The 12,304-nt window shown below is 73.2% G+C and carries 17 protein-coding genes; 7 read left to right on the top strand and 10 right to left on the bottom strand.

All coding sequences use genetic code 11. The annotated features are described in order from the left end of the window. The 3 genes from B7767_RS47740 to B7767_RS04250 all read right to left on the bottom strand — a co-directional run. Nucleotides 1-418: hypothetical protein (locus B7767_RS47740; protein ID WP_373408188.1), on the bottom strand; the 418-nt coding region annotated here is incomplete at its 3' end. Between the two features lie 58 nt (nt 419-476). Beyond that, nucleotides 477-989: a DinB family protein gene (locus B7767_RS04255; RefSeq protein ID WP_085570937.1), complete on the bottom strand. Its 513-nt coding sequence runs from the start codon at nt 987-989 to the stop codon at nt 477-479. A gap of 30 nt (nt 990-1,019) precedes the next feature. Continuing rightward, nucleotides 1,020-1,622 carry a TetR/AcrR family transcriptional regulator gene (locus B7767_RS04250; protein ID WP_085570936.1) on the bottom strand — a complete coding sequence of 201 codons (603 nt, stop codon included), beginning with the start codon at nt 1,620-1,622 and terminating at the stop codon, nt 1,020-1,022. Nucleotides 1,623-1,708: 86 nt separating this feature from the next. Here B7767_RS04250 and B7767_RS04245 point away from each other — a divergent pair, with 86 nt between their 5' ends. Together B7767_RS04245 and B7767_RS04240 are read left to right on the top strand one after the other, a co-directional pair. Next, a complete protein-coding gene (locus B7767_RS04245) occupies nt 1,709-2,893 on the top strand; it encodes an FAD-dependent monooxygenase (protein WP_085570935.1) in 1,185 nt (394 codons plus the stop codon). Nucleotides 2,894-2,906: 13 nt separating this feature from the next. Next, entirely contained in the window at nt 2,907-3,812 is a 906-nt protein-coding gene (locus B7767_RS04240) for a Gfo/Idh/MocA family protein (protein ID WP_085570934.1), read from the top strand. Here B7767_RS04240 and lnt read toward each other — a convergent pair. Continuing rightward, nucleotides 3,736-5,301, bottom strand: coding sequence for an apolipoprotein N-acyltransferase (gene lnt, locus B7767_RS04235; protein ID WP_085570933.1), 1,566 nt, complete (start codon nt 5,299-5,301; stop codon nt 3,736-3,738). The two genes, B7767_RS04240 and lnt, sit on opposite strands and share 77 nt — an antisense overlap. Before the next feature lie 70 nt (nt 5,302-5,371). After that, nucleotides 5,372-5,857 (bottom strand): nuclear transport factor 2 family protein, encoded by a 486-nt coding sequence (locus B7767_RS04230; protein WP_085570932.1) that lies wholly within the window; start codon nt 5,855-5,857, stop codon nt 5,372-5,374. Nucleotides 5,858-6,227: 370 nt separating this feature from the next. Between B7767_RS04230 and B7767_RS04225 the strand changes: the two genes are divergently transcribed. Next, nucleotides 6,228-6,512: a hypothetical protein gene (locus B7767_RS04225; protein ID WP_085570931.1), complete on the top strand. Its 285-nt coding sequence runs from the start codon at nt 6,228-6,230 to the stop codon at nt 6,510-6,512. Nucleotides 6,513-6,602: 90 nt separating this feature from the next. Here B7767_RS04225 and B7767_RS04220 read toward each other — a convergent pair whose 3' ends face one another. Continuing rightward, on the bottom strand, nt 6,603-7,259 hold the full coding sequence (locus B7767_RS04220; protein WP_085570930.1) for an NADPH-dependent F420 reductase: 657 nt from the start codon (nt 7,257-7,259) through the stop codon (nt 6,603-6,605). Between the two features lie 68 nt (nt 7,260-7,327). On the opposite strand from B7767_RS04220, the gene B7767_RS04215 reads away from it, so the two are divergent. The 3 genes from B7767_RS04215 to B7767_RS04210 are packed head-to-tail and all read left to right on the top strand — an operon-like array spanning nt 7,328 to nt 8,686. Continuing rightward, entirely contained in the window at nt 7,328-7,738 is a 411-nt protein-coding gene (locus B7767_RS04215; RefSeq protein ID WP_085570929.1) for a helix-turn-helix domain-containing protein, read from the top strand. A 12-nt stretch (nt 7,739-7,750) separates the two neighbouring features. After that, entirely contained in the window at nt 7,751-7,900 is a 150-nt protein-coding gene (locus B7767_RS46150; protein WP_179167028.1) for a hypothetical protein, read from the top strand. A gap of 45 nt (nt 7,901-7,945) precedes the next feature. Beyond that, complete coding sequence (locus B7767_RS04210; protein ID WP_085570928.1) at nt 7,946-8,686, top strand: SDR family NAD(P)-dependent oxidoreductase; 741 nt, start codon at nt 7,946-7,948, stop codon at nt 8,684-8,686. Between the two features lie 24 nt (nt 8,687-8,710). On the opposite strand, the gene B7767_RS04205 is transcribed toward B7767_RS04210, so the two are convergent. The 3 genes from B7767_RS04205 to B7767_RS04195 form a co-directional block, all read right to left on the bottom strand. Continuing rightward, nucleotides 8,711-8,890 (bottom strand): hypothetical protein, encoded by a 180-nt coding sequence (locus B7767_RS04205; RefSeq protein ID WP_085570927.1) that lies wholly within the window; start codon nt 8,888-8,890, stop codon nt 8,711-8,713. A gap of 135 nt (nt 8,891-9,025) precedes the next feature. Beyond that, nucleotides 9,026-9,901, bottom strand: a complete 876-nt coding sequence (locus B7767_RS04200; protein ID WP_085570926.1) for an undecaprenyl-diphosphate phosphatase — start codon at nt 9,899-9,901, stop codon at nt 9,026-9,028. A gap of 166 nt (nt 9,902-10,067) precedes the next feature. Then, nucleotides 10,068-10,538 carry a helix-turn-helix domain-containing protein gene (locus B7767_RS04195; RefSeq protein WP_085570925.1) on the bottom strand — a complete coding sequence of 157 codons (471 nt, stop codon included), beginning with the start codon at nt 10,536-10,538 and terminating at the stop codon, nt 10,068-10,070. 115 nt (nt 10,539-10,653) lie between these two features. Between B7767_RS04195 and B7767_RS04190 the strand changes: the two genes are divergently transcribed. Then, the gene (locus B7767_RS04190) at nt 10,654-11,823 is read left to right on the top strand and encodes a thiolase family protein (protein ID WP_085570924.1); all 1,170 of its coding nucleotides are present in this window, start codon (nt 10,654-10,656) and stop codon (nt 11,821-11,823) included. Nucleotides 11,824-11,839: 16 nt separating this feature from the next. Here B7767_RS04190 and B7767_RS04185 read toward each other — a convergent pair. After that, on the bottom strand, nt 11,840-12,304 hold a 465-nt coding region (locus tag B7767_RS04185), incomplete at its 5' end, for a TVP38/TMEM64 family protein (RefSeq protein WP_143652198.1).

Raw genomic sequence — 12,304 nt, 5'->3', positions numbered from 1 at the left:
CGGGGAGGTCCGTCGCGGGAGGCCGCGGCCGGCCGTTCCCGCCGGTTCCCGGACGGGCCCGCCGGGCCTGCCCGTTCCGGTCGTCGGGTGGTGCGTCCCGCTCCGGCGTGGCCCCGGGAGCGGCGCGGCGCGACGGGGGCGCGGGGGTCTTCGAGGGCCGGGACGGGCCGATCATCTCCAGGGCCTCGCGCGCCGGTGCCTGCACGACCTCCGTCTCGTCGCCCCCCACCGGACGTGGCTCCGACCCCCGGGACGGTGCCGTCGCCGGTCCGGGCGCGAGGGGGCGGTGGACCGTCACGCAGCCCGAGAGGGCCGAGACCGCCACGGTCACCAGAAGCGTTGCTGTGGTCGTCGTTCGATGCACCCGCGCCACTCTGCTGGCTCCGGCCGCCCCGGGGAGGCCGGACGGGCACAGCATGCCCCGCACGGGTGATCTCCCGCCCCGTACGGAGGCCCCGGTGGTGCCGTGGGTGACGTCATTCGCCGGTGGCGCCGTCGATCCGTTCGCGGATCAGATCGGCGTGGCCGTTGTGCCGCGCGTACTCCTCGATCATGTGGGTGTAGATCCAGCGCAGGCTGTACGGGTCCTCGCTGAACCGGTGACGGCCCCGGGAGGGATCGTCCAGGGCGAAACCGGCCGCGTTGCGCCGGGCGGCGGCGATCTCGGCCTGCCAGGTGCCGTACGCCTCCTTCCAGGTGTCCGCCCCGGTGAGGTGGAACTCGCCGTCCGGGTCGGCCTCGCCGTAGTAGAGGGGGCCGGCGTCCTCGTCCGCGAGCACCCTGCGGAACCAGCTGCGCTCCACCTCCGACATGTGCCGCACCAGGCCCATCAGGGACAGGTCCGAGGGTGGCACCGACGCGGTGCGCAGCTGCTCGTCGGTCAGTCCCTCGCACTTCCGGGCGAGGGTGTCGCGGTGGTGGTCGAGCCACCCCTCCAGCATGGTGCGCTCGTCGGCGTCGTTGGCGGGTTCGCTGCGCTCGGTCGTCATGCCGTCATCCTGGCCCGGAACTGATCCACTTCACCAGGGTTTTTCGGCCCCGAGCATTCCGGCCAGCAGTTCTTCCAGATCCGAGCGCACCTCCGCGAGGCTCGGCACGCGCGCGCTGAAGGAACCGGCCACGCAGGAGAACATCAGCCCGTCCGCCCAGGCGATCAGCGACAGCGAGTGGCGCTCGGGATCCGTGGAACCGAGTCCGGTGACGAGAGCTGTCAGCCGATCGCGGAACCGGGCGCCGGCCGCGTCGAAGTACGCCCGCAGCTCGGGGCGGCGGGTGGCTTCCAGTGCCAGCTCGTAGCGGGCGAGGGTCAGCTCCCGGTTGCCGGTCAGCGCGCGGTGGGCGGCCAGCGCCAGGGCGTCCACCAGGGAGCCGGCGCCGGCCCGTGGGTCGGGCATCTCGTGCAGCGCGAGCACCCGTGCCTCCCGCTCGGCGAGCCGCCGTACCGCCAGTTCCAGCAGGGCCTGCCGGGTGCGCGCCAGGTTCGAGGTGGACCCCTGGGGGAGGCCGGCCGCCTCGTCGACCGCCCGGTGGGTGAGCCCGCGCATCCCGCGTCCGGCGAGCAGGGCGAGGGCGGTGTCGGCGACGAGATCGGCACGGGCGGCGCCTGCGGAGCGTACGGACATGGAGGCCAAACTACCCGCCGCACTACGGCTGTAGTACGTTGGACCCCGGAGCTCACTACAGATGTAGTTTCGGTGGGAGGAGAGTCATGGCACGTCTCGAGCGGGCGATCGTCATCGGTGGAGGTATCGGCGGCCTGACCGCGGCGGCCGCCCTGCACCGGCGCGGTGTGCGGGTGACGGTGCTGGAGCGGGCCGGCTCACTGGAACCCGTCGGCGCGGCCATCTCCCTGGCACCCAACGCACTGCGCGGGCTGGACGTCATCGGGCTCGGCGACGACATCCGGGCCCTGTCCGCCTGGCAGGGCGACGGAGGGCTGCGCGCGCCCGGCGGAAGGTGGCTGTCCCGTACCAGCGCCGCCGCGGCGACCGAGCGCTTCGGCGGCCCCCTCGTCCTGCTGCACCGCGCCACCCTCGTCGGCCGCCTGGCCGCACTGCTCCCGTCGGACGCCGTCCGCACGGCCGCCGACGCCCGCCTCCTCGACCCCGGTGACCCCGGCCGGCCGGCCCGCGTCGGCACCCCGGAGGGCGAACTGGAGGCCGACCTCGTGGTGGCGGCCGACGGCATCCACTCCGCCGTGCGCCGCGTGCTGTTCCCAAGCCACCCCGGGCCCGTGTACGCCGGGTTCACCACCTGGCGGGTGGTGATTCCGCTGCCCGGCGTGGAGTTCGCCTCCCACGAGACCTGGGGCCGGGGCCGCATCTGGGGCACGCATCCGCTCAAGGACGGCCGGGTCTACGCCTACGCCGCCGCCGTCGCCCCCGCCGGAGGGCGCGCCCCCGACGACGAGCGGGCCGAACTGCTGCGGCTCTACGGCGACTGGCACACCCCGGTCCCCGACGTACTGGCCGCCGTCCGTCCCGAGGACGTACTGCGCCACGACGTCCACCACATCACCGAGCCGCTGCCCGCCTACCACCACGGCCGGGTGGCCCTGGTCGGCGACGCCGCGCACGCCATGCCGCCGACCCTCGGCCAGGGCGGCAACCAGGCCATCGAGGACGCGATCACCCTCGCCCACCACGCCGGTGACCTGCCCGCCTACACCGCGGCCCGGCTGCCCCGCACCACCGGGATCGCCCGCCGGGCCGTGCGGGTGGCCCGCTTCAACCTGATGACCAGCCGCGTCGGCATCGCCGTACGCGACAACGCGGTCGCCGCGCTGTCGAAGGCCGGACCGGCCCTCTTCCTGCGCGGCTTCGACTCGATCGCAGGCTGGTGCCCGCCGCAGCAGCCGTATGCTTCGCAGCACACCACGCAAGGCAATGGCTAGAGGAGAACACCCCGTGAAGGTCGGCTGCATCGGACTCGGTGACATCGCGCAGAAGGCCTATCTTCCGGTGCTCGCCCACCAGCCCGGAGTGGAACTGCACCTGCAGACCCGCACCCCCGCGACCCTCGACCGGGTCGCCGACGGCCTCCACCTCCCGCCCGCGCGGCGCCACGCGGACCTCGGCTCCCTGATCGCCCAGGACCTCGACGCGGCCTTCGTGCACGCGCCCACGGAGGTCCACCCCGAGATCGTGACCCGGCTCCTGGAGGCGGGCGTGCCGACGTACGTCGACAAGCCGCTCGCCTACGAACTCGCCGATTCCGAGCGGCTGGTGGCGCTCGCCGAGGAACGGGGCACGAGCCTCGCCGTCGGCTTCAACCGGCGCTTCGCCCCCGGCTACGTCCAGTGCGCCGATCACCCGCGCGAGCTGATCCTCATGCAGAAGAACCGCGTCGGACTGCCCGAGGAACCCCGCACGATGATCCTCGACGACTTCATCCACGTCGTCGACACCCTGCGCTTCCTGGTGCCCGGCACGGTCGACGACGTGACCGTGCGCGCCCGCACCGAGGACGGGCTGCTGCACCACGTGGTGCTCCAGCTCTCCGGGGACGGCTTCACCGCGCTCGGCGTGATGAACCGGCTCAGCGGCTCGGCCGAGGAGATCCTGGAGGTCTCCGGGCAGGACACCAAGCGTCAGGTGGTCAACCTCGCCGAGGTGATCGACCACAAGGGGCAGCCCACCGTGCGCCGGCGCGGCGACTGGGTGCCGGTGTCGCGGCAGCGCGGCATCGAGCAGGCGGTGCTCGCCTTCCTGGACGCGGTCCGCGCGGGCGAGGTGCTCAGCGCCCGGGACGCGCTGGCGACCCATGAGCTGTGCGAGCGGGTGCTGCGAGGGATCCACGAGCGCCCCGCCTGACCCGCAGCACCTCGGTGACGCCCCAGACCGCGAGGATCACGGGGGCCCCGTACAGCGGCCAGTCGCCGAAGCGGACGTAGGGCGTGGTGCCGTGCGCCAGCGGAACCTCGTACACCCGCGCGGCGGCGGTGTCCGTGCCGAGCCGCGGGCCGACGGGCCGCCCGCCCGGCCCGTACACCGCGGAGACGCCCGTCAGGGTCGCGTGCACCATCGGGCGGCCGGTCTCGGCGGCACGCAGCGCGCCGAGCGAGGCGTGCTGCGCGGGCGCCCAGCTCTGCTGGAACGTCGACGTGGAGGACTGGGCGAGCAGCACATCGGCGCCGTCCTCGGCGAGATGCCGGCTCATGTCGGGGAAGGCGGACTCGAAGCACACCATCGGGCCGATCCGCAGCCCGTTCGCCGTGTCCATCACCACCTGCTCGGAGCCCTGCCGTCGGTCCTCGCCGGCCGCCTCGCCGACGGAGGTCGCCCAGCCCAGCAGGGAACGGGCCGGGATGTACTCGCCGAACGGGACCAGCCGCATCTTGTCGTACCGGTCGCCGGTCGGGCCGTCCGGGCCGATCAGTACCGAGCTCTTGTAGATACCGGGCTTGTCCGACCGCCGGGCGTCCACGTTGACCAGGAGTCCGGCGCCCGTCTCGCGGGACAGCGCGGCCAGCCGCCGCGCGAGGTCGGGCCGGTCCCCGAGGTCGAAGCCGACGCTGCTCTCGCCCCAGACGATCAGACCGACGTCCCGCCCGGCGAGCTCGCGCGTGAGCTGCTCCTCGCGGTCGAAACGCCGGTCCGGGCTGTCGGGCCCGGCGACGACACCCGGCTGCACGAGCGCGATCCGCACCCGGTCGTCGGTGCCGGGCCGGGGCGAGAGGACCCAGGCGGCGGAAGCGGCGGCGGCCGTGGCGACGAGCCCGGCCAGGGCGGGCACCCGGGCCTGCCGGACCGCGACCAGCACGGCCACGGCGACGTTCAGGACCACCACCAGGAAACTGAGCAGCCAGGTCCCCCCGACCGACGCCAGTCGCAGCGCGGCCTCCACCTGCCACTGGCTCGCACCGAGGACGCCCCAGGGGCCACCGAGCCCCTGCCAGGAGCGGACGAGTTCGATCGTCAGCCACCCCGACGGCACCACGACGAGCGCGGCCGCGACCCGCCCGCGCGACGGCACCCCGCCGAGCAGCCGCCGCACCAGCCACCCCCACGGTGCCCACAGCGCGCCCAGCAGGGCGGCGATGACGAACGTGAACACGTGCAGATTCGGCAGCAGCCAGTGGTGCATGGCCAGCATGAAGCCGAACCCGCCCCACCAGCCGTCGCAGGCCGCCCGTTTCCCCGTGGGAGCGGTACGGGCCAGCAGCACCCACGGGACCAGGGCGACATAGGCGAACCACCACAGGGACGGGGCGGGAAAGGCCAGGACGGGCAGGGCGCCCACGACCGCGGCGACGGTCGAGCGCCGCCAGGGGGAGGTGAGCCAGTGGCCGAGCGTCTTCATAGGCGCCTCCCTACCCCGTGGTGCCTCCAGTGTGCGTCCCCTGGGTGATCCGGGACAGCGCACGCCGGGGTCAGCCGCTCACGGGAGCCGTCCGCCGGTCGGGCGGGCGGCGCCACTTCTCCCGTACGACCACCTCGTTCAGCCGCCAGCCGTCGTCCGTGCGCAGCATCGCGAAGGCGCACCGGCCGCCGCACACGAAGTCCGGAGCGGCGAAGGCGCCGTCCTGCCCGGTGCGGCCCATCGGACTGACGTAGTCGGCCTGCACCTGGGCCGTGTCGCCGGTGTCCTGCTCCCAGACCCCGAACCGCACCCGCCGGTTGACGATCAGGTGCTGCCGCACGGGAAAGCCCCCGAGACGGTCCGCCAGCCATCCGGCCACCGCCCGGGCGCTGCCCTCGATGCCGCCGGCCGAGCGGTAGTCCGCCCGCCCGTCCGGTGTGAACAGCCCCCGGTACGCCTCCCAGTCACCGTCGTCCACGGCCACCGCGTACTCGGTGACGAGCCCGTCCACGGCCAGCCGGTCCCTCACGGTCGCGAGCTCCACACGCTGCGTCATCGGCTCAGTGTTGGCCATGGGACGTGCGCAGCCAAGGGGGCGTGCGCGGATATTCACCGGCCTTCGCCCCACTGCGCGGCCGAGGCCGCACGCCGCGAACGATCAGTACCCGGAGTCCGAGGCGCGCGCCCGCCGCGCCGGGCCCACCGCCACCGTCCACCGGGCCCGCCCCCGGAGAGCGGCCACTTCGCGTCGAGGCCGTCTCGTGGCGCGACTGCGGAGGGCTCCGCGTCCGGGCCGGCGGCCGCCGTTCGGATCACCCGAGGTGGCCCTTCAGGTGATTGCCGGACGCTTCATGAGCCGGCCGGCCTGCGCAGGGGTACGACGTCCCGGCAGAGGACGAGTCCGGAACGCCGTGAGGAGCTTGGGGATGTACGCAGCAGTCCGGCGGTACGAAGGAGTGACCGACACGGCCGAGGCGGCACGTCTCGTGAACGAGGGGTTCGTGCCGCTCATGCGACAGGTCGCAGGCTTCGTGGCCTACTACTGGATCGACGCCGGGGACGGAGTGATGGTCTCGACCAGCGTCTTCCAGGACCGGGCCGGCGCCGAGGAATCGATCCTGAGAGCCGCGGGCTTCGTGCGGGACAACCTCGCGTCACTGCTTCCCGACCCTCCCGAGATCATGGCCGGCGAGGTGGTGGCTTCCGCGTGACGGCGTCCGGCCCGGCCTCCCCACAGGGCCGCGCCGGCCCGCCGTGCCCGCGAACCGGTTCATGACGGGCCCCGGCGTGCGCACACGCGCCTACGCCCGCGAGCCGTCGCGCGGGGGGAGGTGAGGGACGGCGGAGCCGGGGTCGAAGCCCGCGAAGGCCAGGCCGATGACGAAACCCGCCACCTCCTCCAACTGGCGGACGCGACCCAGCGTCCCCAGGACCGCCGGGACTCCGCCGACGTCACGGACCAGTTCACCGACGACGTCCAACGCCGTCGCGTCGTCGCCGCACATCGCCACCGTCACCCGTGGCCGGCCACCACCGGGCGGGCGCGTCCACCGCTCGGCGGGAAAGAGATGGAACGCCTTCACGACCCGGGCCCCCGGAGCGAGCCCGGAGATCCGTCCCGCCATCGATGCGCCGTGTCCGGTGAGCAGAGTGCCGACGCCGTGCGTGACGGCGTTCGTGGGGTCGATCAACGGCGTCCCCTCCAGCACGCCGTCGGACGCGCCCACCGATTCCAGCATGTCCTCGACGCCGTCCCAGGCCACGGCGAGGAGCACGGCGTCGCGTCCTGTGACCGCCTCGCGCGGCGCGACGGCGAGCACGTCGCGGCCCAGCCGCTCGGCGAGCTCCTCCGCCTTGACCCGCGACCGTCCGCCGATCGCCACCTCGTGCCCCGCACGTGCCCAGCCCTCGCCGAGGGCTGCCGCCAGCGTCCCCGTTCCCAGGATCCCGATGCGCATCCGTCCGTGCCTCTCCCGTAGCGGTCCGGTCGGACGGCCACGGTAAGGAAGGCGTCACGCACCGATCGGTGCGTGACCGGCGCGCGATGATGGGCGGCGAGATGACCGATCACGACGCCCACTGCCATGAGCTGGTGGCCGATTGCCGTCTGCGGGCGGCCACCGATCTCTTCGTCCACACCTGGGATCCCGTTGTGCTGGCGGCGCTTCGCGCGGGACCGCGCCGGCGCCATGAGCTGCGCGCCGCGATCGGCGGCATCAGCGACAAGGTGCTGACCGACTCGTTGCACCGTCTGTTCGCGAACGGACTGGTCGAGCGCCACGCGTACGCCGAGGCGCCACCACGCGTCGACTACGCCCTGACCGGCTTGGGACAGAGCCTGGTCGAGGGGCCGATGAAGGCGCTCGGACGCTGGGTGGTCGAGCACGGCGACGAACTCCTCGAAGCCCAGGAGGGCGGGGCCGAGGGGGGTCCGTGACCACGGCTCGACGTGGACCGGACCGTCCTTCCCGCGGACGGCGCACCGCTGCGGACGGGCACGGAGAAGGACCGGGAGAGCGTGCCGGCCGCGGGGACCGGCCGGGAGGCGTCCGGGGAGCGCCCCCTCGGTGACGACGTGCCCGCGCGTCTGCGAGCCTGAGGATCTTCGTCCCGCGGTCTTCGCGTTCTTCGCCTGGAGGTACTCATGAAGCGTCTCGTCACGGTGGTCACCGGTGGCAGCCGGGGGATCGGTGCCGCGACCTGTCTGCGGCTCGCGGCGGAGGGGCACGACGTGGCGGTGAACTACGTCCGGGACGCCGCGGCCGCCGAGGACGTGGCGGAGAGGGTGCGGGCGGCCGGGGTGCGGGCCGTGACCGTGCGCGCGGACACGTCCGCCGAAGCGGATGTCGACCACCTCTTCGAGGTGGCGGAGCGGGAGCTCGGGCCGCTGACGGGGCTGGTGAACAACGCGGCGGTGACGGGGCCGCTGGGACGGTTCACCGAGGTCGGGACGGACACCCTGCGACGGGTCGTCGACGTCAACCTCATCGGCACGCTGCTGTGCTCGCGGCGGGCGGCGCAGCTCATGACGCCCCGGGGCGAGGGCGTGATCGTGAACATCTCCTCGGGGGCCGCCACCCTGGGCAGCCCCGGCGAGTACGTCCACTACGCGGCGACCAAGGCAGCCGTCGACACCCTCACCCTCGGTCTGGCCAAGGAGCTGGGTCCGGACGGCGTCCGCGTCAACGGGGTCGCTCCGGGCTTGATCGACACGGAGATGCATGCCGCGATGGGGGCTCCGGACCGTGTCCGGGAGATGGCCGGGAGCATCCCGCTGCGGCGGGCGGGACAGGCCGAGGAGATCGCGGCGGCCGTGGCGTGGCTGATGTCGCCGGAGGCCTCGTACACCACGGGGACGGTGCTGAGAGTGGCGGGCGGGCGCTGAGCCGCGGCGCGGGGAGGGGGAGGGTCAGGCCGCCTTGACGACCCGGCCGCGGATCGCCGCCGCCCACTCGACCACCAGCAGTTCGTACTGCTCGCGCTCCTGGGCGGACAGGGACCCGCCCGCGCGCAGCCACAGCGCGCGGATCTGCTCGTTGACCTCGGCGGCGGACCGCGCGGAACCAGGGGTCACTAAATCGGGGGACATGCGGACAAGCCTAGGGCCATGGACTGACAGTGCGCTACCGGACGGCTACGCGCACCGTATGTCTTCGGTCACGTGCCCGAGTCACGTTCTCGCCGGGGCACGTCCCGGCCGGTGAGGCGTGTTCCCCGTCGGGGCTCAGCCCGCCGACTCCGCCGCGTGCGGGCTGAGCGTGCCCATGGCGACCAGCACGATGATGACGACGCCGAGCGCGATGCGGTACCAGACGAACGGCATGAAGCTCTTGGTGGAGATGAACTTCATGAACCAGGCGATCACCGCGTACCCGGTCACGAAGGCGATCACCGTCGCGAAGAACGTCGGGCCCCAGGAGACGTGCCCGCCCTCCGCGGCGTCCTTCAGTTCGAACGCCCCGGAGGCCAGCACCGCGGGGATGGCGAGGAGGAAGGAGTAGCGGGCCGCGGCCTCGCGCCGGTAGCCCATGAACAGGCCGCCGCTGATGGTGGCGCCGGAGCGGGAGACCCCCGGGATGAGGGCCATGGCCTGGCAGACGCCGTAGATCAGGCCGTCCTTGACGCTCAGGTCCTTGAGTTCCTTGCGCTGCTTGGCCACGCGGTGCCGACCGCCGCTCTCGCTCCGCGCCGCGAGGCGGTCGGCGACGCCGAGCACGATGCCCATGCCGATCAGCATCGCCGCGGTGAGCCGCAGATCGCGGAACGGCCCCTCGATCTGGTCCTTGAGCGTCACCCCGAGCACACCGATCGGGATCGAGCCGACGATGACGAGCCACCCCATGCGCGCGTCCTGGTCGCGGCGCATCTCCTTGTCCGTCAGCGAGCGGGTCCAGGCCGACAGGATCCGCCCGATGTCCTTGCGGAAGTAGATCAGGACCGCGGTCTCCGTGCCGATCTGGGTGATCGCGGTGAAGGCCGCGCCCGGGTCCTCCCAGCCGGAGAAGGCCGCGGTCAGCCGCAGGTGCGCGCTGGAGGAGACGGGCAGGAACTCGGTCAGCCCCTGGACGAGTCCGAGGATGAGTGATTCGAACCAAGACATGAGGTAGCGGAGTCCAAGTGCCGATCGTGGGACGGGCGACGGCGCACCGCACCGCCGTGGGCGGTGATCGATGATCGGGCGCGCCGAGGGGGAAGCGTAGCGCCCCAAGATGAACAGTCCCGCCATAGGAGGTTTCGCGGCCCCGCCCTTGGCGGAAAGCGACGGTTCAGGCCGCCGTGGGGCCGCTCACCGTCCATCCCGGCGCCTGCGGATGCGAGGTCAGGTCCTCGTGGCGCGCCTCGTCGCCGCAGGCCCGGCAGGTGACGACCGGGACGAATTCGTTGCCGCAGGCGTGCTCGAGCACCATGGGCAGGTCACCGTCCTGGTGCAGATGGCGGTCGCCCCACTCCTTGAGGGTCAGCAGGACGGGCTCCAGTTCCAGCCCCGCCCGGGTGGGCCGGTACTCGAAGCGCTGCGGACGCTCGCTGTAGGGGTGCCTGGCCAGGATCCCGGCGTCGACCAGCCGCCGCAGCCGGGTGGCCAGGATGTCGCGCGGAGCGCCGATGTTGCGCACCAGCTGGTCGAAGCGGCCGTTGCCCAGGCACACCTCGCGCAGGACGAGCAGGGAGTACTTCTCGCCGACCAGCGCGAGCGTGTCGGCGATCGAACAGGGACGCGGGTCTTTGGAGGCGGCCATACGGCCGAGTCTAGAGGAGGGTTTGCTTTTCCAACTCACAGGGCTATGGTGAGTTCGGATTTCCTACTCACTGGTACGTCGTCCTGAACCGGCCCCGGCCAAGGAGGCCCGCACCATGCGTGACGCAGTCGTCGTCGAAGCCGTACGCACCCCCATCGGCAAGGGCAAGCCGCAGGGCGCCCTCGCCCACGTCCACCCCGTCGAACTCCTCGCCCACACCCTGCGCACCCTCGTCGAGCGCTCCGGCGTGGACCCCGCGCTGATCGACGACGTCATCGGCGGCACCGTCGACCAGGTCGGCGAGCAGGCCATGAACACCACCCGCTACGCCGTCCTCTCCGCCGGCCTGCCGGAGTCCGTCCCGGCCACCACCGTGGACCGCCAGTGCGGCTCCTCCCAGCAGGCCGTGCACTTCGCGGCACAGGGCGTCATCTCCGGCGCGTACGACCTCGTCGTCGCCTGCGGCGTGGAGTCCATGAGCCGGGTGCCGATGTGGTCCAACGTGCCGGCCGGCAAGGACCCCTTCGGGCCCGGAGTCGCCGAGCGCTACCCGGAAGGGCTCGTCCCGCAGGGCATCAGCGCCGAACTCATCGCCGCCAAGTGGTCGATCACCCGCGAGCAGATGGACGCCTTCGCCGTCTCCTCGCACCGCAAGGCCGCCGAAGCCTGGAACGCCGGACTGTTCGACGCCGAGGTCGCACCGCTCGACGGCGTCGCCCTCGACGAGTGCGTACGGCCGGACAGCACGACCGGGACCCTGGCCGGCCTGCGGTCCGCCTACCACGACCCGGTCTTCGCCGAGCGCTTCCCGCAGATCGAGTGGAACGTCACCGCGGGCAACGCCAGCCCCGTCAACGACGGCGCCTCCGCCGTGCTCATCACGTCCGGCGAGACCGCCGCCCGCCTCGGCCTGCGCCCGCTCGCCCGGCTGCACACCTTCGCCGTCACCGGATCCGACCCGCTGCTGATGCTCACCGGCGTCGTCCCGGCCACCGAGAAGGTGCTGCGCCGCGCCTCCCTGTCGCTCGACGACATCGACCTGTTCGAGGTCAACGAGGCGTTCTCCAGCGTGGTCCTGGCCTGGCAGCAGGAGACCGGCGCCGACCTGGCCCGGGTCAACGTGCACGGCGGCGCCATCGCCCTCGGCCATCCGCTCGGCGCCAGCGGCACCCGGCTGACGACGACCCTGGTCCACGCGATGCGCGAACGCGGCGCCCGTTACGCCCTGCAGACCATGTGCGAGGCCGGCGGACTCGCCAACGCGATGGTCCTGGAGCGGGTCTGACGCACCGCCGGCCGGCTCACCGTCCGCGCAGCTGGTGCCGCTTGCGCCACGCCACCGCCGCGCCCGCCAGGCCCGGTACGGCGATGCAGGCCAGCGCGATCAGGAAGGCCGGGGACGTCGGCGTCGACGCGCGGGCGCCGGCCACCACGTAGGCGGCGGTGTTCGGGACCGACCCGAGCGCCGTCGCCAGCAGGAACGGCAGCAGGCCCATGCGGGAGACGGCGGCGCAGTAGTTCGAGGCGGCGAACGGGATGCCCGGGAACAGCCGGGCCGCCAGCATCGAGCGGAAGCCGTGCCGGCTGAGCTGGGCGTCCGCGGCCTTCAGCCAGCGTCCGCGCAGCAGCGGACGGAGCGCCTCCTGGCCGAGCGCCCGCCCCAGGCAGAAGGCCAGCCCGGCGCCCAGCACCGTGCCGCCCAGCGCCGCGCCCAGGCCGAGCTGGGAGCCGAACAGCGCGCCCGCGGCGAGGTTCAGCAGCGGGCG

Origin of the sequence: Streptomyces sp. 13-12-16 (genome assembly GCF_002114215.1) — a bacterium.
Classification (GTDB): Bacteria; Actinomycetota; Actinomycetes; order Streptomycetales; family Streptomycetaceae; genus Streptomyces.
This window is presented reverse-complemented; position numbering and strand designations above follow the sequence as displayed.

What these genes read in the sequence shown, in the direction of transcription:
- B7767_RS04250 (WP_085570936.1), bottom strand. Translation starts at nt 1,622, where the DNA reads ATGTCCGTACGCTCCGCAGGCGCCGCCCGTGCCGATCTCGTCGCCGAC.
- B7767_RS04220 (WP_085570930.1), bottom strand. Translation starts at nt 7,259, where the DNA reads ATGCGCATCGGGATCCTGGGAACGGGGACGCTGGCGGCAGCCCTCGGC.
- B7767_RS04210 (WP_085570928.1), top strand. Translation starts at nt 7,946, where the DNA reads ATGAAGCGTCTCGTCACGGTGGTCACCGGTGGCAGCCGGGGGATCGGT.
- B7767_RS04245 (WP_085570935.1), top strand. Translation starts at nt 1,709, where the DNA reads ATGGCACGTCTCGAGCGGGCGATCGTCATCGGTGGAGGTATCGGCGGC.
- B7767_RS04255 (WP_085570937.1), bottom strand. Translation starts at nt 989, where the DNA reads ATGACGACCGAGCGCAGCGAACCCGCCAACGACGCCGACGAGCGCACC.
- lnt (WP_085570933.1), bottom strand. Translation starts at nt 5,301, where the DNA reads ATGAAGACGCTCGGCCACTGGCTCACCTCCCCCTGGCGGCGCTCGACC.
- B7767_RS04190 (WP_085570924.1), top strand. Translation starts at nt 10,654, where the DNA reads ATGCGTGACGCAGTCGTCGTCGAAGCCGTACGCACCCCCATCGGCAAG.
- B7767_RS04230 (WP_085570932.1), bottom strand. Translation starts at nt 5,857, where the DNA reads ATGACGCAGCGTGTGGAGCTCGCGACCGTGAGGGACCGGCTGGCCGTG.
- B7767_RS04195 (WP_085570925.1), bottom strand. Translation starts at nt 10,538, where the DNA reads ATGGCCGCCTCCAAAGACCCGCGTCCCTGTTCGATCGCCGACACGCTC.
- B7767_RS04200 (WP_085570926.1), bottom strand. Translation starts at nt 9,901, where the DNA reads ATGTCTTGGTTCGAATCACTCATCCTCGGACTCGTCCAGGGGCTGACC.
- B7767_RS04225 (WP_085570931.1), top strand. Translation starts at nt 6,228, where the DNA reads ATGTACGCAGCAGTCCGGCGGTACGAAGGAGTGACCGACACGGCCGAG.
- B7767_RS04205 (WP_085570927.1), bottom strand. Translation starts at nt 8,890, where the DNA reads ATGTCCCCCGATTTAGTGACCCCTGGTTCCGCGCGGTCCGCCGCCGAG.